Source organism: Amycolatopsis saalfeldensis, assembly GCF_900110575.1.
Classification (GTDB): Bacteria; Actinomycetota; Actinomycetes; order Mycobacteriales; family Pseudonocardiaceae; genus Amycolatopsis; species Amycolatopsis saalfeldensis.
This window is the reverse complement of the sequence record NZ_FOEF01000016.1, coordinates 25,883-48,173: the sequence shown is the minus strand read 5'-3', so window position 1 is coordinate 48,173 and position 22,291 is coordinate 25,883. Positions and strand designations below refer to the sequence as shown.

Here is a 22,291-nt window from a genome sequence, read left to right as displayed (position 1 = left end):
TTGCCAAGCTGGGCATCCTCTCCCCGCGCCGCCCCGCCTCCCCACCCGCCGACACCGCCGACGGCCCCGACACCCCCAACGCAAGCGACGGCCACGCCGTCACCGCTGGGGCTGCTGAGGCCACTGGGGTCATTAGGGTCGCTGGAGCTGCTAGGGCCGCTAGGGTCATTGGGGCTCCCAGGCTCACTGAGGCTGCTGAGGCTGCTGAGGCTGCTGAGGCTGCTGACCGCACCGAAGCCTCCCAAGCCCCTCGCGCCACCGACCGCACCGAAGACTCGCGCTCTCAGCCCACCGGCCGCGCCGAACCCGCAGAAATCCCTCGCATCACCGACCGCGCCGAACCCGCAGGAACCTCTCGCGTCACCAGCCGCACCGAAGCCCCCAAAACCCCTGGCACCACCAGCCGCACCGAAACCCCCGAACCCCCTGGCACCACCGACCGCGCCGAACCCGCAGGAACCTCTCGCGTCACCAGCCGCACCGAAACCCCCGAAACCCCTGACACCACCGACCGCGCTGAAACCCCCAAAACCCCTGGCACCACCAGCCGCACCGAAACCCCCGAACCCCCTCGCGTCACCAGCACCGAAGCCCCGGAATCCCCTCACCCCGTCGACGCCCTCCAAACCCCGGCCCCCGTCGATTCCGCTCCGTCCCCCGATTCCGGCACCCTCGTCACCCCGGAACCACCCGGCCACCACCCCTTCCGCCGCCACCGCCTCCCCGCGGCCCTCCTGGCCGTAGCCGTGGTCCTGGCCGCCGCCGGTGCCTGGTTCACCTTCGAAGCCCACGCCGCCGCCACCTCCACCGCGACGACGAACCAGGCCCTCACCGACGTCAGCACCACGGCCGACGTCACCTCCGCCGTCAGCCTGGCGCTGAACAAGGTCTTCTCCTACTCCTACGACAAGACCGACGTCACCGAAAAGGCCGCCGACGTCGTTCTCCGGGGCAAGGCACGGGATTCCTACGACAAGCTGTTCGCGGACGTCCTCCGAATGGCTCCGGCACAAAAGATCGTGCTCGCCTCTCGCGTTTCGGAGATTTCCGTCCAGCAACTCGACGGCGACCACGCACAGTTGCTCGCATTCCTCGACCAATCCGCCACCCGGGCGGACAATGGCACCACCAGTACGGCGGCGGCACAACTTTCCGTCACGGCCGAATGCGTGAACGGGAGCTGGGTCGTCACCGACCTCTCACCGCGTTGAAAAAGGTTTCCGGGGGCAGCCGGAGACTGATCGTCAAACCACTAAGGAGAACAATCATGTCCATTTCCCGAAAGGTCAGGACCGGCGCCCTCGCCGCGGCGGCAGTGGTCGGGTTGAGCCTCGCCGCCGCCGTGCCCGCGTCCGCCGACGTGGTGGAGATCCCGGTCTCCTACGACGTGGCCGGCAGCACCACCGTGCAGAAGACCGGCAGCGCGATGAAGCTCGGCCCCGGCACCCTCGACGGCGCCCTGCTGATCGACGACCAGACCGGCAGCGTCGGCCTGCGCGCCGACCTGAGCCTGCCGCCCGCCCAGGCCGACATCTCGCTGGCCTCGGGCATCATCCGCGTCAAAGCCAAGGTCACGGTCACCCCGACCGCGCCGGCCACCGGCACGATCGCCAACGGCACGCTCACCACGCACGCCACGGCGAACATGGAGATCAGCGACATCTGGGCCGGTTTCGTCGTCCCCGTGATCCCGGTGCCGACCGTGCCCGGCAGCTGCAAGACGAGCAAGCCGCTCGACCTCACCCTGACCGCCGAGAACGTCGACATCACCCAGCCCATCACGGTCAAGGGCACCTACACCATCCCGGACTTCACCAACTGTTTCATCGCCGATCTCGCACTCGGCGCACTCGTCTCGGGCCCGAACAACACGATCTCCCTGACGATGACGCCCAAGACGGATTCCTGATTTCGATCACCACCTCGAAGGGGCGCCGGAATCATTCGGCGCCCCTTCTGCTGTTACCCCGGGAAGAACTTGTCATCGACCGACGAAAACCGCGTTTCCTTTAGTCCGGCGATGACAAGAGAATCGGTCCAGCCGACCTGCCGGAAAACCTGCACGTCACAGGCTTGTTACTAGTAGAACTCGCGGGTAACCTTGGCTTCGCGACCGGATCCCGATGGTCCGGACGCCATCCACAAAAGCCTACTGCGCTCGATGATTACTCTCGAGCCGGGGGGATTTCGTGAGCACGTTGTGCCCGCGCCGAAACGTAGGCCACGCGGAAGTGAACCTCGAAACAAGGAGACCGGCATGTCCCGACTCAGGAAGCTGTCCACGAGCGCCGCGATGACCGGAATCGCCGTGGGCGCCATCGCGGTGCTCACGGCCGGCACGGCGGCGGCGGCCACGACCGTCTACTCGGCCGGCACCGACCCGAACCCCGCGATCACCTACACCTGCACGTTCCCGGGCATCCCGGCGCAGCCGGTGACGGTCACCGCGCACCTCAGCGCACCCGACACGGTCCCGTCCGGCACCACCATCACGCCGACCGACGTGGGCGGCACCGCGACGGTCTCGGCGACCGTCCACGCGCTGCTCACCGCCGTCGGCCTCGACGGGATCCGGGGCTCGGCCACGGTTCCCGTGACGGCGACGTCGGGCACCCTCTCGCAGCCGGCCGCCACCGGCCTCGACATCCCGGAGACGATCTACCCGGCCGGCGGCCCGATCACGGTGATCATCTCGCAGGTCCCGACGTCGAGCATCCCGAACTACACCGCGGGCCCCGCGGGCACGGCGACGCTCAAGCTCGGCACGCCGATCAGCGCCGCGCTGCAGTTCCACAAGGCGTCGGACGGCAGCTGGTCCAACTGGACGATGAACTGCACCCTCAAGGCGCAGTCCCCGGCGCAGAACACCTCGTTCACGCCGGACCTCAACATCAGCTGATTCCCGGGGCAGGAAAACGGGGGCGGCCACCGCGGCCGCCCCCGTTTTCGCGGGTGCTCACTGGCAGACGTTCAGGTCCGCCTTGAGCACGAACGTGGCCCCGTCGCCCGCGGAGGCGCCGAAGATCGGGGCGCACGCCGAAGGGTCGCTCTCCCCGGAGATGTCGGATCCCCAGAGGACGATCGTGCCGTCGGACTTCACCGCGACGTTGTGGTTCCAGCCGGCGTCGATCGCGACCACGCCGGAAGTCGCCTCGGCGGGCACGTCGATCTGGTGGAAGTTGTCCCGCCCCCAGGCGAGGACCCCGCCGTTCTTGAGCGCCAGGCTGTGGTCGTAGCCGGCCGAGATCGCGCTGACGCCGGACGTCGCGGCCGCAGGCACCGTCGTCTGGCCGTAGGTGTTATTGCCCCAGGCAAGGACGCCGCCGTTCTTCAGCACCAGGTTGTGGTCGCCGCCCGCGGAAATCGCGCTGACGCCGGAGGCCGCGACGGCGGGCACGTCGGAGCGCGAACCCCAGCTCACCACCTGCCCGCCCTGCTTCAGCGCGAGACTGTGCACATTGGACGTCGCGACCGCCGTGACCCCGCTCGTGACGGACGCGGGCAGGTCGGTTTGGCCGTACCAGTCATTGCCCCAGGCGTAGACCTGGCCGTTCTTGAGCGCGAGTTCGTGCGCCCAGCCCGCCGCCACCTGCGCGACGCCCGACGTGAGCCCCGCGGGCACCTCCGTCTGGCCGAAGTTGTTGTCCCCCCAGGCGAGCACGCCACCGCTGCGCAGCGCGACGGCGTCGATGCCGCCGGCCGACATCGACGTCACACCGTCGGCCGACTCCGGCGGGATGGCGAGCGTGACCGTGATCGCCACACCCCAGCCGAACACGCCGCCGGCGGGCGCCGCCGCGGCCGCTCCGGTCGTCCACAGTGGCGCGACCACGGCCAGCGCGGCGCCGAGAACGACGCCACGGCGCGGGATCCGTCGGTAACGCGAGACACCAGACACAGCAGCCTCTTTTCTCCGGCCATTTTTCGCCGATGGTCGCAGCCGCTCCGGAACCGGTAAACCACGGCGGATTTCTTTGTCACCCAGCTACGAAAACGCCCCGCCCGCCACGCAGGATCGGACAACAAAAGCGGCCCCCACCAGGGCGTTGACGCCGGGTCTTGTCACCCGCCGAACCCGCGGGTAACTTCGATTCCGGCGGAGCTTTCCTGGCATTTGCCCGCCCGGAAAATGGGGCGGTGGAGCAGCAGTGACACTTCGTTTCCGGCAGCGAACCCGGTCGCTCGCAGTGCTGTCGGCCCTGGGCGTCCTGAGCGCCGCCGGCGGCGTGCTGACGGCGGCGGGCTCGGCCGCCGCGCCGGGCCCGGACAAGTCGGCCACCCACCGGGCGAGCGCGACGGTCGCGATGACGTGCCCCCTCGACGGCCCGGTCCCGCTCACGATGCGCACGACCGTGACCCTGCCCGCGTCGGTGAAAACCGGTCAGACGCTGTCCCTCGACGACTTCACCGCAACCTTCACCCTGCCCCACGACGTCGCCCAAGCCCTGACCACAACCGGCAGCCTGGCGGGCGGCCTGACCTTCGGCCTCGCGGTCCACCGCGACGACAAGAAGGACACCATCCCCGTCCCGCTGACCTTCGCCCCCACCGCGGTGCCGGCGACCGGCGACGTCACCCTCACCGCCACCGGCCGGGCCCCCGGCCTCGCGCTGGACACCCCCGGCGCCGTGACCCTGGACGTCACCGCCCCGACCCTCGCCCTCTCCCCGGCCCCCGCGAGCACCGGCACCGGACCTGGCACCGGTTCCAGCGCTGGCACTCCCGGCGCCCCTGGCACTCCCGGCGCCCCTGGCACCCCTGGCACCCCTGGCACCCCTGGCACCCCTGGCGGCGATCCTCCCAGCACTCCCAACAGCAGCACCCCCGAAAACGTCCCCCCGGCCAACGGCTCCTCCAGCACCGGCTCCAGCACGGGCACGGGCTCAGCAGCCAACGGCTCCTCCAGCACCAACTCCAGCGCGGGCTCAGCAGCCAGCGGCTCCTCAAGCACCGGCTCCGCAGTCTCCCCGTCCGCAGCCACGAACGCCGCCAATTCCGCCCGCACCATGGCCACCGCCCCAGCCCCCTCCACCGGAGGCGGCTCCGGCTCCGGGGCAAGCTCCGGCACGAGCTCCGGCTCCGACACAAACCCCAGCACCCCCACCACCGGCGAACCTCCGCAGACGGGCACCACTCCCCCGACCGGAGGCTCCCCCACCGGCACCCCACCCGCCAAAGAGGCGGCCTGCACCCTGTCCCCCGGCCAGCCCACCTCGCTCGGCACGCTCGTGGTATTACCCGGCCAGGCCGCAGCCGGCAGAGTCAGCGCACAGGACGACGAGCCACTGTCGATCATCACGCCGCTGGTCCTGGTCCGGATCGTCGCCAGATCCACGGTCGTGCGGCTGGGCGCGAACATCACCAGCACACCGACGGCCCTACTCAACGGCATCTGGACCATTCGCCTAGACCCGACCACGGGGATCCCGATCGACAGCACCGTCTCAGGCACGACGTCGTTCAAGCCCCAGCAGTCCACCTTCCTCGGCTTCGGCTTCGTCCCGGTGACCGCGACGGTCGAGTTCCTGCCCGTCGATTACCGCAACGCCAAGCAGATCCCCATCAACGGCGCCATCACCACCGACGCGAACGGTGTCTCCATCCTCACCAGCCACATCGACGTGATGGCCCGCCTCAGCAACGCCAAGGTCAACGGCCAGCCCCTCGACGTCGGCCCGGACTGCGTCACCTCGGAGCCCGTCGGCCTCGACCTCCGCGGCCCCTACGAGCCACTGGGTGTCGGCTCGATCGGCACCGATCCGAACTCCCCGGACCCCAAGTTCCGCGGTTTCGTCCTCCCGCCGTTCCGCAGCTGCGGCGCCACCGAGCCGTTGAGCCCACTCCTCACCGGCATGGCCTCAGGCCCCGGCAACCAGGCCCACGTCGAGACGCTCAACCTGGCCGAATGCACGTCCCCGGACCACAACCAGTGCCCACCCGACCCGAACCTCCCACCCGCGCAGGCGGTCAACTCACCCCACTAGGAACTTACGAGTTCGGTAATTCCCGGCGGAGATACCGAAGCTCGCAAGCGACGAGCAACGCCGACCGCCCTTGGCAACTTCCTCCGCCTTTCGACATTCGGCTACGGCGCTCGGCACCGCCGCAGGCCGTCGTGGCACCACCGCAGACCAGTCGGCACCGCCACAGACCAGTCAGTGCGGTCGCAGACCCAGCCGCCGCGGACCGCTTCGATCCAACCCAGCCCCGCCGCGACCTCTTTCGACGCCCAACTTTCGCGCCCTGTCTCCGTTCTATGCGGACTGCTCCAGCACCGCGTCGAGGTCCAGTCACTCCCCAGACCGCCTAGTTCCTGCTCGCCCCGACATCCGGGCAAGCCCTCCGCGACTGCCGCACAGGTTCGGGCACCATCGCCGTACCGTCACATTCCGGCCAGCTCCCGGTGAGAGATCAGCGAGCCCGGCAGCAAAGAACAACGGTCGGTTCGCAACCGACCAGATCACGGCGAACGCCGTCGACGGCCACATCACGCTCGCACACGACATCCGGCTGACCCGGCCTCACCAATGCCGCCACCCCCACCGACTCCCGCCAGCTCCACCAGCCCGCCGGTCCTGCCGATTCCGCCCGTCCCGCCAGGCCTGCCAACGCCGCCAGTCCCGCCAGCCCAGCAACCTCTCCACCAACCGGAACTGCCCAGCGACCGTCAGCCCGTCCACCCACCCCGGCCCTACAAAGGCGCGCGCTCGCCGGACCCACAACCAGTCACCGGCATCGCCTTGTCGCGGCGAATCGAAAACCTTCCGCGAACCCACTGCTCCACAAGGACCAGACCAGCGTCGCCATTCCGCGGCCACTGCCTGGTCCTCACCGCACAGACGCCGAGTTCAGCGATCGCTCCACTGTGGGCTTCTGCGCGGCGACGGCATCAGCTCGCCCACCGGGAAGCCGCCCACCCAGGATTCGCCGGCCGTCGGCGAATGGCCCGGGGCACATCCGCGCAACACCAGTTCCAGCTCGAAGCGAGCCGACGGGTCGCGCAGGCGGTCGCCGAACGTCGCCTGCAGCTGGCGCATGCGGTAGCGCACCGTCTGGGGGTGGACCTGGAGGCGTTCGGCGATCTCGACGACGTTGCCCTGGCTGTCGAGCCAGGCCCGCAGCGTCTCCAGGAGACGGTCCTGCTGTTTGTCCGTCATTTCGACGAGTGGGGCGAACAGCCGGGTGCGCAACAGCGTGACCAGCGCGGTATCGGAGTTCACGAGCAGCGTGGCCAGGTGCTCCTCGGCGCGGATCACGCGTTGACCGGGGATTCGCCCCCGATCGGCGAGCACCAATGCGGCCCGGGCCCAGCGCAGCGAATCCGCGAGGCTTTCCAGCGGCACACACGGCCCGATGGCCAGGCAGCGGTCCGGCAACGCCGCCTGCAACGTCGCCAGCCGCGCGCCGCCGATTGGTCCCGGGACGACGAGGCGGGGCTCCACGCCGTCGAGTTCGGCCAGCACATCGGAGTCCAGGGTGACGCGCCGGCGCGGATGCGCTTCGAACAGCGGCCGGACGGCGATCGGCGAAACCAGCTCCGGCACCGCCCAGCCGGTTAGCTGCGCGAGTTCCGCCACGGCCTTCGCCGGGGCCGCCGGGACCTCCAGCAGCAGTCCGAGAAGCTTTCGCCGCCACGTCTCCAACGCGCCGGCCGTCCGGGCCTTCGCCTCCAGGTAACCGTCGAGGGCCACCGACGCGAGCTCGTCCATGAACGCCAGCATCGCGTCCGCCAGCTGCGACATCACTGCCGATGAAAGGCCACTGCGCCGCCCGACCCGCATGATCCGCCGCCACGACACCCGCGCGCCGACGCGGTACGCCGACTGCAACGTGTCCAGGCTGCGGCCCTCGCGCATCTCGTTCTGCCCGAGCCGGTGGTGCACCTCGTGCGACTGTTCCTTGGACACGCTCGGGTCGGCGATCTGCGCGACGAACAGCGTGATCGCGTACTCGACACCCGCCCGGATCGACTTCCCGTACGGCCCGTCGAGCGGCCGCGCGTACGCCGGGATCGTCGACTGGATCTCGTCGACGATCTCCTCGGAGAGGCTCGCGAGTTCAGGGCGCAAGATCTCGGCCAGCTTCCGGGGCAGCGCCGACGGCGACACCGGATGATCGAGTCCGCGCTCCACCGACATCGCAGCTCCTTTGCCCCACCCCGGTTCCCGGCCGTCGCCACGGCGTGGCCGGACACCCCGCGGCCATCGAGGGGTGACACCCGACACATCGAAAAACCAAGCCGAAACGTGTCACCCCCCGCAGGAGAAACCGATTTCTTGTCCCGTCCGTGACAAGTTCACGGGAAGCGGCTCGTACTTTCCGATAAATCTCCCCCGGCTGCCGCGAAAAGTACGTACGAACGGACGAACCCGCGCGTCGCCCTCCAGCGGCGACGAAAACGGCAAGCCTCGCCCCGCGCAGCACAACGCGGTCTTGTATCATCTGCTTGATACAAGACTGGAGGGTTCGCCATGCAATTCGACAACGCGCTGGCCGTCGCGCTGACCTGCGGCGTGTTCGGGCTGGTCATCCTCATCGTGCTGTGGCCGGGCGAACGGCAAGGCACGCGGCTGCTCACCAAGTGGGGCCTGCCCGAGGCAACGCCGGACCAGGTCTCGACGGCCGTGCGCTATCTGCGCCGCCGCCGGTTCTGGTACCCGTGGCTGTTCATCGGCCTCCCCCTCATCCCGCACGCGGGCGACCTGCAGGACTCCAACGGCGGCGGCGCGATCGTCGTCACCCTCCTGGTGGGCGCGCTGATCGCCGAGTTGTTCGCCCAGCGGCCGGCGCGCACGGCACGACGCGAAGCCACGCTGACGACCCGCCGGATGGTCGACTTCGTCCCGCCGTGGGCGCTCGTGGTCAACCTCCTCGCCATGCTCGCCGCCGTGGCGCACCTGGCGCTGCTCGGCCAGTGGACAATGTTCGGCATCACACTCGCCGCCGACGCGGCGGCCTGGCTGGTCGCCATGCTCGCCGTCCGCCGCCCGGCAGAGGGGGACCCCGTGGTCGACTTGGCGCTGCGTTGCCGCAGCGCGCGCGTCGCCATCGGCCTTGGCGCGGGTTTGTGCGCCATGACCGGCTGGACCGCAGGGAACCTTTCGTCGCTGGTGGCGTTCGTCGTGACGGTGGCGGCGTTCCGCGCGATCGCCGCCCCGCCCGGGAAACTGCCCGCGACCGCAGCGGCGAAGTAGGTGCCGCTGCGAGTAGCGGTCGACGCCGACAGCGGCGTCGCCCCCTGGCGCCAGGTGTACGACCAGATCGTCCGCGCGATCACGACGGGCACGCTCGCGGATGGCGCCAAACTGCCGCCGATCCGCCAGCTCGCCCGCGACCTCGGGCTCGCCTCCGGCACCATCGCGCGCGTCTACCGCGAGCTGGAGGCCGGTGGGCAGGTGGTCACAGGCCGCGCGAAGGGAACCGTCGTCACAGGTCCGGCCGAACAGCCGAACCGTGCCGGGTTACTTCGCGAAGCGGCCATGGAGTTCGCCGCCCGGGCACGCGAACTGGACGCCGGGCCGGCCGAAGCCGTCGACGCCGTCCGCGCGGCGATGGACGAGAAAACCTCCGGATACCTCGGCTGAGGAGAGCCGGATCCGTGCCGGCCGGCGCGGTTTCGCGCCGTACGACGACCGATCAGCGTCACGGCCTCGGGCGCACCTCCTTCGGGCCGCGCACGTGCGTGGTCGTCTACCTGCAAGGACACCGGGCGAACAGCCGGCGTTCCGGGGCTCAATCCCGCATCAGCAACCTCCCCACTGCGGCGACGACGGGCTCGAGAACGTTCAGTTCCGCGCCCGTGCCGACGCACTCCGTGATTCCCGCGCCGACGACGTCCATTTCGGACAGTCCGTCGAGCGCCTCGACAAGTTCAGTGATCGTCAGCCCACCCGGTTCCGGGTAGTTCAGGCCGTCGAACTCGGCCGGGTCCAGGACGTCCAGGTCCAGGTGCAGGTACACCTGATCCGCGCCGGCCGCGCGCAGCGTCCCGGCGACATCCTCGGTCCGCACGGCCAGCCCGCGGGCGACCGCGTCCTCCTCGGCCGCGTCGAAAGCCCGCGTGCCGGACAGCGCGACCCGGCCGGGCTCGAGCGCGGGGCTGGCCGCGAATGACGCGTCCCCCTCGCCGAGCAGCGACCGCAGCACCATCCCGTGGAAGGCGCCGGACGGCGACGACTCGGCGGTGTTCAAGTCCGCGTGCGCGTCGAACCACGCAACGCCCAGCCCTGCGCCGTAACGGAATCGTGCGACCCCGACCGGGATCAGCTCGACTCCGCAGTCTCCGCCGATGGTCAGCACCGGACCGCCCGGGGCCTCCAGCGCGGCCAGTTGCGCCGCCCGGTTCGGGCCGGTGAGCACGGCCCGGTTGGCGACGCCGTCGACCGCGCCCGACGTCGCCGCGTCCTGGCGAACATGGCGAACCGGCAGGCCGAGCACGTGCCCGGCCAGTTCGGAAAGCGCGAGGCAGCCGTCGACCAGCCCAGGTGCTCTCGGGCCGATCGCGCCCTGCCACTGCGGCACCGCGTTGATCAGCATGCGGCCGACGTTAGCGCGGGACCGGCGCGGAGCACGAGCCCAGAACGTCGCGAACGGCCCTTTCGCTACGCAGGGGAGCGAAAGGGCCGTTCGCGACACCGGAAACTGGCGGAGTGGCCGGCTACTCCAGCACGATGAGGAGGTCCCCGCCCTCGACCTGCTGAACGGAGGTGATCGCCAGCCGCCCGACCTTGCCCGCCGTCGAAGCGGTGATGGAAGCCTCCATCTTCATGGCCTCGATGGTCGCCACGGTCGCACCGGACTCCACCTCGTCGCCCTCGGCCACCTGCAGCGTCACCACGCCGGCGAACGGTGCGGCGATCTGCTTCGGGTTGCCCTTCTCGGCCTTTTCCGTGGCCGGGATGTCCGAGGCGATGGAGCGGTCCCGGATCTGGATCGGCCGGATCTGGCCGTTCAGCGACGACATGACGGTGCGCAGGCCACGCTCGTCGGCCTCGCCGATCGCCTCCAGCTCGATGAGCAGGCGGACGCCCGGCTCCAGGTCGACCGCGTACTCCTCGCCCGGGCGCAGGCCGTAGAAGAAGTCCTTGCTGGGCAGCACGCTCGTGTCGCCGTACGCCTCGCGGTGGGCCTGGAACTCCTTGGTGGGGCCCGGGAACAGCAGCCTGTTCAGCGCGCCGCGACGGTCGTCCGTCAGCTCCTTCCGGTCCTCTTCGGACAGTTCCACCACCGGCTTGGCCGCCGAACGGCCCTCAAGAGCCTTGGTGCGGAACGGTTCCGGCCAGCCGCCCGGCGGGTCGCCGAGTTCGCCGCGCAGGAAGCCGATCACGGAGTCGGGGATGTCGAACTTGTTCGGCTCCGCCTCGAAGTCCTGGGGCGACACGCCCGCGCCGACGAGGTGCAGCGCGAGGTCACCGACCACTTTGGACGAAGGCGTCACCTTCACCAGGTGGCCCAGGATCTTGTCCGCGGCGGCGTACATGGCCTCGATGTCCTCGAAGCGGTCGCCAAGGCCCAGCGCGATGGCCTGCGTGCGCAGGTTCGACAGCTGCCCGCCCGGGATCTCGTGGTGGTACACGCGACCGGTGGGCGACGCGAGGCCGGCTTCGAAGGGCGCGTAGATCTTGCGAACGCTCTCCCAGTACGGCTCCAGGTCGCCGATCGCCTGCAGGTCGAGGCCGGTCGAGTGGTCGGAGTGGTCGGTGGCTGCGACGATCGAGCCGAGCGAGGGCTGCGACGTCGTGCCCGCCATCGACGAGACGGCGCCGTCCACCGCGTCCGCGCCCGCCTGGATGGCGGCGAGGTAGGTGGCCAGTTGGCCGCCCGCCGTGTCGTGCGTGTGGATGTGGACCGGGAGGTCGAACTCCCTGCGCAGTGCGGTCACCAGCTTCGCCGCGGCGGGCGCGCGGAGCAGGCCGGCCATGTCCTTGATCGCCAGGATGTGCGCGCCGGCGCCGACGATCTGTTCGGCCAGCCGGAGGTAGTAGTCGAGCGTGTAGATCTTTTCGCCGGGGTCGGACAGGTCGGAGGTGTAGCAGAGCGCAACCTCGGCGACGGCGGTGCCGGTCTCGCGGACGGCCTCGATCGCCGGCCGCATCTGCTCGACGTCGTTGAGCGCGTCGAAGATGCGGAAGATGTCGATGCCGGTGGCGGTCGCCTCCTCGACGAAAGCGTTCGTCACCTCGGTCGGGTAAGGCGTGTAGCCGACGGTATTGCGCCCGCGCAGCAGCATCTGCAGACAGATGTTCGGCACGGCCTTGCGCAGCTGGGCCAGCCGCTCCCACGGGTCCTCGGCCAGGAAGCGCAGCGCGACGTCGTACGTGGCGCCGCCCCAGCATTCCAGCGAAAGCAGCTGCGGCACGGTGGCGGCAACCACCGGCGCGACGGCGAGCAGGTCCTTCGTCCGCACCCGCGTGGCGAGCAGCGACTGGTGCGCGTCGCGGAACGTCGTGTCCGTGACGCCGAGCAGCGGCGACTCGCGCAGCCAGCTCGCGAAGCCGACCGGGCCCAGCTCGGTGAGCTTCTGCTTGGAGCCGTCGGCCGGCTTGACGCCCGCCGGGATCTTCGGCAGCTTCGCCGCTGCCTCGATGGTGCGCGGCCGCTCGCCGTGCGGCTTGTTCACCGTCTGATCGGCCAGATAGGTGAGCAGGCGCGTGCCGCGGTCCGCGGAGTGGCGCGCGGTGAGCAGGTGTGGCCGTTCCTCGATGAACGACGTGGTGACGTGGCCTGCGCGGAAATCCGGGTCGTCGAGCACGGCCTGCAGGAACGGGATGTTCGTCGCCACACCGCGGATACGGAACTCCGCGACGGCTCGGCGGGCGCGGCCCACGGCGGTCTTGAAGTCACGGCCGCGGCAGGTGAGCTTCACCAGCAGCGAGTCGAAGTGGGCGCTGATTTCCGTGCCGGAGAAGGCGGTACCGCCGTCGAGCCGGATGCCGGAGCCGCCCGGCGAGCGGTAGGCGCTGATCATGCCCGTGTCCGGGCGGAAGCCGTTGGCCGGATCCTCCGTGGTGATCCGGCACTGGAGCGCGGCGCCGCGCAGGTAGATCTTGTCCTGCGAGAGGCCGAGGTCCTCGAGGGTCTCGCCCGAGGCGATCCGCAGCTGGGACTGCACGAGGTCGACGTCGGTGACCTCCTCGGTGACCGTGTGCTCGACCTGGATCCGCGGGTTCATCTCGATGAAGACGTGATTGCCTTGCTTGTCGAGTAGGAACTCGACCGTGCCGGCGTTGCGGTAGCCGATCTGGCGCGCGAACTTGACGGCGTCGGCACAGATCCGGGCCCGCAGCTCGGGGTCGAGGTTCGGCGCGGGCGCCAGCTCGACCACCTTCTGGTGGCGGCGCTGGACGGAGCAGTCGCGCTCGTAGAGGTGGATGATGTTGCCCTCGCCGTCGGCGAGGATCTGTACCTCGATGTGCCGCGGTTCGACGACGGCCTTCTCCAGGAACACCGTCGGGTCGCCGAACGCGGACTCGGCCTCGCGCGCGGCCGCCTCGATGGACTCGCGCAGCTGAGCCGGCTCCTGGACCCGCCGCATGCCGCGGCCGCCACCACCGGCGACGGCCTTCACGAACACCGGGAAGCCCAGGTCGTCGGCCGCTGCCACGAGTGCGTCGATGTCGCTGGACGGCTCCGACGAGCCCAGAACCGGCACGCCGGCCTCTCGCGCCGCCTTGACGGCGCGGGCCTTGTTGCCCGTGAGCTCGAGGATGTCGGCGGATGGCCCGACGAACGTGATCCCCGCCTCCTCACAGGCACGGGCCAGGTCGGGGTTCTCCGACAGGAAGCCGTATCCCGGATAAACGGCGTCCGCGCCCGCCTTCTCGGCGGCCGCGACGATCTCGTCCACCGAGAGGTAGGCGCGCACCGGGTGACCCGGCTCACCGATCTCGTAGGCCTCGTCGGCCTTCAGCCGATGCAGCGAGTTGCGGTCCTCGTGCGGGAACACGGCAACCGTGCCCGCTCCCAGTTCGTAGCCTGCGCGGAACGCCCGGATGGCGATCTCGCCGCGGTTGGCCACCAGCACCTTGCGGAACATGCCCGGTCCTTCCCGTTTCGGATCGGTAGTGAAGGCACGTTACCCGGTTCTTCCCGCTGTCCGGGAGCCGTTGTCCAGGTGATGGACATCATGCCCGCCGACCTGGGTGCATGATGCGGGGCGTTGCGCTCCCCCGCAACAGTCAGGGCTTCGCCGCAGGCAGGGTGCAGAGGAGCCGGTTGGCCGTTCCCGCGGGCACGTTCTTGAGCACGTCCGGGGTCGCCGCCTGCACCAAGGCCGTGGCGACGTCCGCCGGCGCGGCCTCCGGATGCGCCGAGCGGTAGAGGGCGGCGGCGCCCGCCACGAAGGCCGCGGCCATCGATGTGCCGGAGAGCGTGCCGACATTCGACGTCCCCGCGATCGGCGCCGGGATGTCGACGCCCGGCGCGTACAGTTCCAGGGGTTGCCCGAAATTGGAGAAACTCGCCACCTGGTCCTGGACGTCGCTCGCGCCGACGGTCAGCGCGGTCGGCACGTGCGCCGGCGAGATCTGGCTCGCGTCCGTACCGCCTTCACCCGCGGGAACCGCGACGGGCATGACGGCGGCGAGGCCGGTGACAGCGTTGTCGAGCTTCTCGTTGGGCACGCCGCCGATGCCGAGGACGGCGACCGCGGGCTGGTGCGCGTTCTGCGTCACCCAGGTGATGCCCGCGATGATGTTGTCGGTGGAGCCGCCGCCGTCCTTGTCGAGCACCCGGACCGGGAAGATCTGCGCGCCCTTGGCGACGCCGTAGCTGCTCCCGGCGATGATGCCGGCGACGCGCGTGCCGTGGCCGTTGGTATCGGAGGTGTCGGCGCCGCTGGTGAGGAAGTCCTTGCCCGGCGCCACGCGGCCTTGGAGGTCCGGGTGCTTCGCGTCGACACCGCTGTCGATCACGTACACGGTGACGTCCGAGGCGTCGGTTTCGTAGTGGTACTTCTGGTCGAGCCCGGTCCGCTGGTCGATCCGGTCGAGTCCCCAGCTCGGTGGGTTGGCCTGGGTGCCACCGGCCGCGAGCGCCGGCGTTTGCACGCCCGCCACCAGCAGAAACGCCATTGTTGCCGACAAGAGACCACGCGCCGTCCGATTCCGCATGACTGCGTCGTATCCCGGTCGCCGGTGGGCGGCAACTCGACATCACCCGATGGGCTGGTCCGTGTTTGACCCAGGCAATCTGTCCTCGCCGACGCACGAACCGCCGCGAGGACGCCGACCGCTAGGCAGACGGGACGTTGCCGCTGACGGACATCCGCGGCAGGTGGACCAGGGCGTCGAAGGCCTGCACGACGTCAACCGGTGTGAACAGGTGAGCGTGCCGCATGCTCGACGGCCCCGTGACGCCCTTGGCGCGGTTGGCGCGCAGGTCGACGAGACAGGAACCTGACTCGGCCAGCGCGGCCTCGACGCTGTCCTCCACCAGCGGCGGCAGCTCGTTCTCGTAGACGCGGAAGCCGAGGCGCTCGCTGTCATCAGGCGTGAGACCGGTGGTGGTGCCCACGCCGGCGGTGAGACCGAGGGCGAAGTAGTCCTCGCCGAGCTCCGCCGCCAGGTGGGTGCCCGCCGAGGGGAAGCGCATCGACGGCTTCGGCGCGAATGGCACGCGCTGCAAGTGTCCGTTGTGGACCATCACGATGATCTTCTCGCCCTCGCCGTGGAGGCGCCGCAACAGCTGGACCGTCGAGGCCATGTAGGTGTCACGCGAAGAGCTCACGAGCGCCGGCGCCGCGCCGGACATCATTGCCGCCAGCTCGCGCAGGCAGGTGTCGATGCGGAGCGCGCCGGCCGCGTGATGCTCGGCGATGGCGTGCGCGTGAGAGTCCCCCTCGCGACGCTGCTGGTACACCGGCGCCAGCGAACGGAGGTGCGCGACGAGCACGGCCAGCGCCGCCGTCGCCGCATCACGCGCGGGCGCGGCCATTGCCGCATAACGGCCAGGGGCGACGGCATTGCTGACCGACGCGTATGGCTCCGAAGCGGTGAGACCGGCCTCGACCAGCGGAAGGACGTCCGGGTCGACGTCCTCCAGATACCGCCGCACGGCAAGCAAAGCCGGGACCGGCGAGCCTCCCGAGCTCGGGACGTCGAGGCCCGCGTAACGGACTCCGCCGTGCCCGCGCAGCCACGTGAGCATCTCGTGTATCTCGGGCGGGTCGCCGAGCTTGAAGGTGAAGCCGTCACGGGCGATGTCGGCGACGTCACCGGGACCGCCGCGCAGCCATTCGTCGACGAGCTGTCCCTCGGCGAATCCCGACTCGAAGCCCAGCACGGTGAAGCCGCGCTCCGTCACGAGGTGCCGCAAGAGCTGGTTGCGCAGCTCGCCGAACTCGCGGATGTGGTGGTTGTTCTCGCCGATCGCCACGACGCGCGCGTCGCCGATCAGGTCGGCGATCGGGGTCAGGTCGTCCGGCGAAAAGGGCGTCACTGCGTCGAGGTCTGGCATACTGGGCACACTAACGCAACAGGAGTCGCATTTGGCAACTGAATTGGCCGGGACCCGCCGACCGGGTGGCCGCACGGAGCGGACGCGCGTCGCCGTGCTGCAGGCGACCCTCGACCTGCTCGCCGAGCGCGGCTTCGTCAACCTGACCGTGGAGGCCGTCGCCGAGCGTTCGGGCGTGCACAAGACCACCGTTTATCGCCGTTGGGAGTCGACGGACGGGCTCGTCGCCGCCGCGCTGCACCTGGGCGTCGAGGACGATTGGACGGCGCCCGACACCGGCTCGCTCGCCGGCGACCTGCGCGAGATGCTGGCGGAGGTCGTCCGCTATTTCACCGAGCCCGCTCTGCGTGAACTGCCGACGGCGTCGGTGCTGGCGGCCTTCCACTCGGCGCGCGCGGCCGAGGCGCTGCACGCGTTCTACCAAGATCGGCACGGCCGTTGCGCGGTGATCGTGACGCGCGCCGTCACCCGTGGCGAGGCTCCGGCCGGCACCGACCCCACGGAGGTCCTGCGCGCGGCGAACGGGCCGATCTTCTACCGCCTGTTCATCTCGCGGGAACCCGTGACCACCCGCGAGGCGCGAATTGCCGCGGAGGCTGCCGCGGCCGCCGCCCGGGCGGGAGTTTTCGCCACGGATTCGCCGCCGAACGACGACGCCGGCGACGGTGATAGCGACAACGCAGGCAACGACCACGAAGCCCTGGCCGATCGCGAGACCGATTCGCCGAATTCCGCCGACGACCAACCCCGCCGGATCTGAAGCCGAGACGACCGAGCTGATCCACACGCGCTCGCCAGCTTGGCCGTAGCCCCCAGAAACGACTGCCAGCACCGGCAACGGGGCCGGGAGTTCAGCCGCGCAGCGACAACCGGTACCGGACTTCGTCAAGCGTGACAGTCCCGTTCGCGATCGTTTCGACCTTGGTGCGGTCCTCCGGTGACCAGCCGGCCCGTTCGTAGAAGCGGCGGGCTCGGGCGTTCGTCGAGAGGACCCACAGGGTGGCCGTGCTGAAGGTGGCGGCCAGTGCCGCCACCGCGCGTTCGTGCAGCGCCCGCCCCGCGCCACGGCCCCAGTGGTCCGCCACCAGGTAGATCGCCGACAGCTCACCGGTTTCCGGGGTCGCGTCCTCGTCGCGGCTGGGGCCGACGGCGGCGAAGCCTGTGACGGCCCCGTCCACGGACGTGACCAGCACCGTGTGACGAGAATCAGCGGCGGACAGTGCTTCCGTCCAGGCCCGTTCGCGCGCCGGCAGCGAAAGGCCCGCGAGGAACTCCGCCGACAACAGCCCGTCGTAAGCCGCCTGCCAGGAGCCGATGTGGACGGCGGCGATCTCCGCTGCGTCGGCGACAGTGGCGAGACGGATGGCTGAGGTCAACTCTTCTCCAGGTATTCCGCGCGGTCCATGTCCACGACGTCCGAGACCATCTGGGCCAGGCGAGGGTATTCCGACAGCGACGGGTCGCGCACCACGATTTCCTGCGACTGCTCACGCGCCTCCGTGATCACGTCCTCGTCGCGCAGCAGCGAAAGCAGCTTGAGGCTCGAGCGTTTGCCGGACTGCGACGCGCCGAGGATGTCCCCCTCACGACGCAGTTCGAGGTCCAAACGCGACAGTTCGAAACCGTCCGTGGTCGATTCGACCGCGGCCAGCCGTTCGCGGGTGGAGGTGCCGTCCAGGGTCTCCGTGACCAGCAGGCACAGGCCGGGCACGCTCCCCCGGCCGACGCGGCCACGCAGCTGGTGCAGCTGGCTCACGCCGAACCGGTCGGCGTCGAGGATCACCATGGCCGTCGCGTTGGGGACGTTCACGCCGACCTCGACGACGGTCGTCGCCACGAGCACGTCCACCTTGCCGTCGCCGAACGCGCGCATCACGGCGTCCTTTTCGTCGGGCGGCATGCGGCCGTGCAGTGCCGCGACGCGCAGGCCCTTCAACGGCCCGCCCACCAGATCGGGGGCGACGTCGAGCACCGCGAGCGGCGGCCGCTTGTCGCTCTTGTCCGACGGCGGCTCGTCGCCGATGCGCGGACACACGACGTACGCCTGGTGCCCTTTCGCGACCTCCTCGGTGACGCGCTGCCACACGCGGTCGAACCAAGCGGGCTTCTCCGCCACCGGCACCACGGTGGTCTTGATCGGGGAGCGGCCCACGGGCATCTCGCGCAGCGCGGACGTCTCGAGGTCGCCGTAGACGGTCATCGCGACCGTGCGCGGGATCGGCGTCGCCGTCATGACGAGCACGTGCGGGCTGGTGGAGTCGGCGCCGCGCGAGCGCAGGGCGTCCCGCTGCTCGACGCCGAACCGGTGCTGCTCGTCGACCACCACGAAGCCGAGATCGGCGAACTGCACGGTGTCCTGGATCAGCGCGTGCGTGCCGACGACGATGCCGGCCTCGCCGCTGACCGTCTCCAGCAACGACTTCTTGCGCTCCTTCGCGCCCATCGAACCGGTGAGCAGCGTGACGCGCGTGGCGTTGTCCGCCGCGCCCAGCTCGCCGGCCATGCCCAGCTCACCGAGCATTTCACGCAGCGAACGCGCGTGCTGCGCGGCCAAGACCTCAGTGGGCGCGAGCAGCGCGGCCTGTCGCCCGGAATCGACGACCTGCAGCATCGCCCGCAGCGCGACCACGGTCTTGCCGGAGCCCACTTCGCCTTGCAGCAGACGGTTCATCGGATGCTCGGTCGACAGGTCGGCGGCGAGATCCTCGCCGATCGCGCGCTGGCCCGCGGTGAGCTCGAACGGCAGCCGCTTGTCGAACGCGTCCAGCAGGCCGCCGTCGGTGTGCGGGCTGGCCTTCGCCGGCCGGGACACCGCGGAATGCCGCCGCTGCGCGAAGATCAGCTGGACGGCCATGGCCTCGTCCCACTTCAGCCGGTGCCGCGAGGTCTCCAGGTGAGCCCAGTCCTCCGGCCGGTGGATCCCCCGCAGCGCGCGCTCCAAGCCGGGCAGGCCGTTGCGCTTCAGCAGCTCCTCTGGCATCGGGTCCTCGTCGACCTCCAGCACGTCGAGCACCTGGCGCACGCACTTGGCGATGGACCACGACGGCATGCCCTGCGCCGCCGGGTACACCGGGATGATCTCGGCGAGGAAGCTGTCGACGGCCTCGGCCTCGCGCTCGGCGTCGAGCAGCTCGTACTCCGGGTTCGCCAGCTGCAGCGTGTCGCGAAACGCCGTCACCTTGCCCGCGAACAGCCCCGTCTTGCCGGGCGACAGCTCTTTCTCGCGCCACGCCTGGTTGAAGAACGCACAGGCCAGGCGCCGTTTGCCGTCGGTGATGACCATGTCGAGGATGGTGCCGTTGCGCGACTTCATGCGGCGCTTGCTGATCTTCTCGATCCGCGCCAGCACGGTCGCGTGCTCGCCCAGCTCCAGGCCGGCGATGTCGGTCAGCTCGCCGCGCTCGGCGTACCGGCGCGGGTAGTGCCGAAGCAGGTCTGAAACGGTCTCGATGTCCAGCGCCCCGGAGAGCGCCTTCGCCGTCTTCGCGCCCAGCAGCAGCGGGAGCTTGTCGCGTAGCCCGGCCATCCCTATTCCACCCCCATCAGCAGCACGGCTTCGGCCTGGCCACTGGCATAACTCGTCAACTCCACCTCGGGGTGTTCCAGCCTCAGCTGCTCGGCGAGTTCGGCGGCCACCCCGGGCGGGGCGTCCGCGCCGGCCAGGACGGTGACCAATTCGCCGCCCAGGGTCAACATCCGGTTGAGCACGCCCATCGCGGCCGCGACCAGGTTCGTCTCCGAGGCGGGCGCCGCTTCGATCAGCACCACCTCGTCGTCGACCAGGCCGATCACGTCACCGGACTGGGCCCGGCCCACCCAGGTTAGCGACTCCTCGTCGGCGATCCGCAGCTCGCCACGCCTCGTCGCGGCGGCGGCCTCGGCCATGGCGACGACGTCGTCGTTGGCGCGGCGGTCCCCGTCGTGCACCGCGAGCGCCGCCAGCACCTGGACCGGCGACGTGCAGGGGATCACCACCACGTCACGGTCGCCCGCCATCGCGTGCCCGGCGGCGGTGTCGGCGGCGGCGGTCAGGTCGATACCGCCGGGCAACACCGTGACGTGCCGCCCCGCGACCTCGTTGAACAGCCCGATCATGTCCTCGACGCCCGGCGTCTCGCCGTCGGGAACGGCTAGCACAGCAACGCCCTCTGCACGCAGCAGCTCGGCCAGCCCGCCGCCGCGGACGACGGCCACCACGGACCGGTCCAGGCCGCCGCCGGGCTCGATCGGCGTCGGCGTGAGCAGCGGTTCGACGCGGACGCGGCGCGGCCGGCCCAGGTCGAGCCCGGCCTCGATGGCGGCGCCGATGTCGGCACAGTGAACGTGGACGGCGTGGCTGCCCGAGCCGTCACCCGCGACCGTGACGCTGTCGCCGAAACCGCTCAGCTCCTTGCGCAACGCCGGGAGCTGCGCCTCGTCGACGCCGTCGAGCAGGTACATGACCTCCCACGCGTACGGCGCGGGCTCGGCGACAGGCGCGGCGACGGCGACCTCCAGCTCGTGTTCGGGCGCGGCGTTCTTGCCGGTGACGACGCCGGCGAGCGCGTCGAGCACGGCGACCAGCCCGCGTCCCCCGGCGTCGACGACCCCGGCCTTCGCCAGGGCGGGCAGCTGCTTGGGGGTCTCTTCGAGCGCGGCGGCAGCGGCGGCAGCGACGGTTTCGGCAACCTCGGCAAGCGGCCGGGTGTCCCCGCGAACGGCCCCGGCCACCGAGTGCAGGACAGTGAGCATCGTCCCCGCGACGGGACGGCTGACCGCACCGGTGGCGACCTTGTCGGCGTGCCCGAGCGCGGCGGCCAGCCCGGCGCCGTCCAGCTCGCCCCCCGTGGCCGTCCATTCGGCGATTCCGCGGATGACCTGGGAGATGATCACGCCGGAGTTACCCCGGGCCGCGGCCACGGCGCCGCGGGCGAGCACGGCGAGAGCGGCGGCCACGTCGCCGGGAATTGCCGACGGATCGGAGAGGGACCAGCCGTCGCCGCTGGACGACGATTGGTCATCGCGAGGCCGGGCTGTGGCGTTGACCTGCGGGGCAGCATCCCCGACGGCGTCGCCAGCCAGCGGCGAATCACCCCTCGCGCCAGCGTCGCCCTTCAGCGGCGAAGTGCTGCTCAACCCGGCGTCGCCCGCTGACGGCGAAGCGCTGCTAGGCCCAGCGTCGCCAGCCAGTGGCGAAGAGCTGCGTACGACCACGTCGCCTGGGGACGGGTCGAGGAGGGCGGCGGCGAGGGCGTCGCGGGCGCCGGTCAGGGTGTAGAGGAGGTTGGAGCCCGTGTCGGAGTCCGCGACGGGGTAGACGTTGATGCCGTTGATGGCCGGGCGCAGCCGGTCCAGGCTGCGCACACACGCCGTCGACCAGGCCGCCACCGCTGCCACGTCCAGCACCCGCACCCCGTAACCTCCTCGCTGGTCCCCGCGAGGGTATCGACCCCGTGACGACCCACCGGAGACCACTCGTTACTATGGTCGAGTTGCCCGGCTGGTTCGGGCGCGCATTCTTAGTCCCATATCAGAGGAGTTCGACGTGGCTGCCGTGTGCGACGTCTGTGGCAAGGGACCGGGCTTCGGTAAGTCGGTCTCGCACTCCCACCGGCGTACCAACCGCCGGTGGAACCCGAACATCCAGACTGTGCACGCCAAGATCGGCGTGTCCCAGCGCAAGCGTCTCAACGTGTGCACCTCGTGCATCAAGGCCGGCAAGGTTGTCCGCGGCTGAGGCGAAAGTTTCAGGGTGGCGAGTGCTCGTGTAGAGCACTCGCCATTTTTTTCGCCTCAGGTGTCTTTCGGGGGTCGAACCCCCGAACCCCCGCCAGGGGGCAAGCCCCCTGGACCCCCA

16 protein-coding genes and 1 pseudogene are annotated in these 22,291 nt (G+C 70.4%); 8 read left to right on the top strand and 9 right to left on the bottom strand.

What is annotated here, in order from left to right:
* Positions 1-746: 746 nt before the first annotated feature.
* The 3 genes from BMY97_RS30290 (at position 747) to BMY97_RS30280 (ending at position 2,899) form a co-directional block, all read left to right on the top strand.
* A complete protein-coding gene (locus tag BMY97_RS30290; protein WP_245787582.1) occupies positions 747-1,211 on the top strand; it encodes a hypothetical protein in 465 nt (154 codons plus the stop codon).
* Positions 1,212-1,267: 56 nt separating this feature from the next.
* The gene (locus BMY97_RS30285) at positions 1,268-1,909 is read left to right on the top strand and encodes a hypothetical protein (protein WP_091623305.1); all 642 of its coding nucleotides are present in this window, start codon (positions 1,268-1,270) and stop codon (positions 1,907-1,909) included.
* Between the two features lie 348 nt (positions 1,910-2,257).
* Positions 2,258-2,899, top strand: coding sequence for a DUF6801 domain-containing protein (locus BMY97_RS30280; RefSeq protein WP_091623303.1), 642 nt, complete (start codon positions 2,258-2,260; stop codon positions 2,897-2,899).
* 57 nt (positions 2,900-2,956) lie between these two features.
* On the opposite strand, the gene BMY97_RS30275 is transcribed toward BMY97_RS30280, so the two are convergent.
* Positions 2,957-3,898 (bottom strand): RCC1 domain-containing protein, encoded by a 942-nt coding sequence (locus tag BMY97_RS30275; protein ID WP_425425344.1) that lies wholly within the window; start codon positions 3,896-3,898, stop codon positions 2,957-2,959.
* Between the two features lie 250 nt (positions 3,899-4,148).
* Between BMY97_RS30275 and BMY97_RS47290 the strand changes: the two genes are divergently transcribed.
* Positions 4,149-5,984, top strand: coding sequence for a DUF6801 domain-containing protein (locus BMY97_RS47290; RefSeq protein ID WP_177231609.1), 1,836 nt, complete (start codon positions 4,149-4,151; stop codon positions 5,982-5,984).
* An 864-nt stretch (positions 5,985-6,848) separates the two neighbouring features.
* On the opposite strand, the gene BMY97_RS30265 is transcribed toward BMY97_RS47290, so the two are convergent.
* Entirely contained in the window at positions 6,849-8,138 is a 1,290-nt protein-coding gene (locus BMY97_RS30265; RefSeq protein WP_091623298.1) for a PucR-like N-terminal domain-containing protein, read from the bottom strand.
* Between the two features lie 333 nt (positions 8,139-8,471).
* On the opposite strand from BMY97_RS30265, the gene BMY97_RS30260 reads away from it, so the two are divergent.
* Both BMY97_RS30260 and BMY97_RS30255 read left to right on the top strand, forming a co-directional pair.
* Entirely contained in the window at positions 8,472-9,194 is a 723-nt protein-coding gene (locus tag BMY97_RS30260) for a hypothetical protein (protein ID WP_091623297.1), read from the top strand.
* Entirely contained in the window at positions 9,195-9,584 is a 390-nt protein-coding gene (locus BMY97_RS30255; protein ID WP_091623295.1) for a GntR family transcriptional regulator, read from the top strand.
* Positions 9,585-9,732: 148 nt separating this feature from the next.
* Here BMY97_RS30255 and BMY97_RS30250 read toward each other — a convergent pair whose 3' ends face one another.
* From BMY97_RS30250 to BMY97_RS30235, 4 genes are all read right to left on the bottom strand, one after another.
* On the bottom strand, positions 9,733-10,536 hold the full coding sequence (locus BMY97_RS30250; protein ID WP_091623293.1) for an arginase family protein: 804 nt from the start codon (positions 10,534-10,536) through the stop codon (positions 9,733-9,735).
* A 121-nt stretch (positions 10,537-10,657) separates the two neighbouring features.
* Positions 10,658-14,035 carry a pyruvate carboxylase gene (locus BMY97_RS30245; RefSeq protein ID WP_091623291.1) on the bottom strand — a complete coding sequence of 1,126 codons (3,378 nt, stop codon included), beginning with the start codon at positions 14,033-14,035 and terminating at the stop codon, positions 10,658-10,660.
* Positions 14,036-14,177: 142 nt separating this feature from the next.
* Entirely contained in the window at positions 14,178-15,071 is an 894-nt protein-coding gene (locus BMY97_RS30240) for a S8 family peptidase (RefSeq protein WP_245787581.1), read from the bottom strand.
* A gap of 160 nt (positions 15,072-15,231) precedes the next feature.
* Positions 15,232-16,455 (bottom strand): erythromycin esterase family protein, encoded by a 1,224-nt coding sequence (locus BMY97_RS30235; protein ID WP_091623285.1) that lies wholly within the window; start codon positions 16,453-16,455, stop codon positions 15,232-15,234.
* A 31-nt stretch (positions 16,456-16,486) separates the two neighbouring features.
* On the opposite strand from BMY97_RS30235, the pseudogene BMY97_RS30230 reads away from it, so the two are divergent.
* A pseudogene (locus BMY97_RS30230) lies at positions 16,487-17,083 on the top strand (TetR/AcrR family transcriptional regulator); the annotation flags it as partial.
* 223 nt (positions 17,084-17,306) lie between these two features.
* Here the strand turns inward: BMY97_RS30230 and BMY97_RS30225 are convergent.
* Genes BMY97_RS30225 through BMY97_RS30215 form a run of 3 tightly spaced genes read right to left on the bottom strand, consistent with a single transcriptional unit; the run spans position 17,307 to position 21,846 of the window.
* Positions 17,307-17,831 carry a GNAT family N-acetyltransferase gene (locus BMY97_RS30225; protein ID WP_091623280.1) on the bottom strand — a complete coding sequence of 175 codons (525 nt, stop codon included), beginning with the start codon at positions 17,829-17,831 and terminating at the stop codon, positions 17,307-17,309.
* Positions 17,828-19,981, bottom strand: coding sequence for an ATP-dependent DNA helicase RecG (recG, locus tag BMY97_RS30220; RefSeq protein WP_091623277.1), 2,154 nt, complete (start codon positions 19,979-19,981; stop codon positions 17,828-17,830). The genes BMY97_RS30225 and recG overlap by 4 nt, the downstream gene beginning before the upstream one ends.
* Positions 19,982-19,983: 2 nt before the next feature.
* Positions 19,984-21,846: a DAK2 domain-containing protein gene (locus BMY97_RS30215; RefSeq protein ID WP_245787580.1), complete on the bottom strand. Its 1,863-nt coding sequence runs from the start codon at positions 21,844-21,846 to the stop codon at positions 19,984-19,986.
* 133 nt (positions 21,847-21,979) lie between these two features.
* On the opposite strand from BMY97_RS30215, the gene rpmB reads away from it, so the two are divergent.
* Positions 21,980-22,171, top strand: coding sequence for a 50S ribosomal protein L28 (gene rpmB / locus BMY97_RS30210; RefSeq protein ID WP_091623274.1), 192 nt, complete (start codon positions 21,980-21,982; stop codon positions 22,169-22,171).
* Positions 22,172-22,291: the final 120 nt, after the last annotated feature.

Excerpts from the sequence above, each read along its gene's own strand:
- BMY97_RS30260 (WP_091623297.1), top strand. The coding sequence starts at position 8,472 with ATGCAATTCGACAACGCGCTGGCCGTCGCGCTGACCTGCGGCGTGTTC.
- BMY97_RS30280 (WP_091623303.1), top strand. The coding sequence starts at position 2,258 with ATGTCCCGACTCAGGAAGCTGTCCACGAGCGCCGCGATGACCGGAATC.
- BMY97_RS30265 (WP_091623298.1), bottom strand. The coding sequence starts at position 8,138 with ATGTCGGTGGAGCGCGGACTCGATCATCCGGTGTCGCCGTCGGCGCTG.
- BMY97_RS30250 (WP_091623293.1), bottom strand. The coding sequence starts at position 10,536 with ATGCTGATCAACGCGGTGCCGCAGTGGCAGGGCGCGATCGGCCCGAGA.
- BMY97_RS30245 (WP_091623291.1), bottom strand. The coding sequence starts at position 14,035 with ATGTTCCGCAAGGTGCTGGTGGCCAACCGCGGCGAGATCGCCATCCGG.
- BMY97_RS30240 (WP_245787581.1), bottom strand. The coding sequence starts at position 15,071 with ATGGCGTTTCTGCTGGTGGCGGGCGTGCAAACGCCGGCGCTCGCGGCC.
- BMY97_RS30235 (WP_091623285.1), bottom strand. The coding sequence starts at position 16,455 with ATGCCAGACCTCGACGCAGTGACGCCCTTTTCGCCGGACGACCTGACC.
- BMY97_RS30285 (WP_091623305.1), top strand. The coding sequence starts at position 1,268 with ATGTCCATTTCCCGAAAGGTCAGGACCGGCGCCCTCGCCGCGGCGGCA.
- recG (WP_091623277.1), bottom strand. The coding sequence starts at position 19,981 with ATGGCCGGGCTACGCGACAAGCTCCCGCTGCTGCTGGGCGCGAAGACG.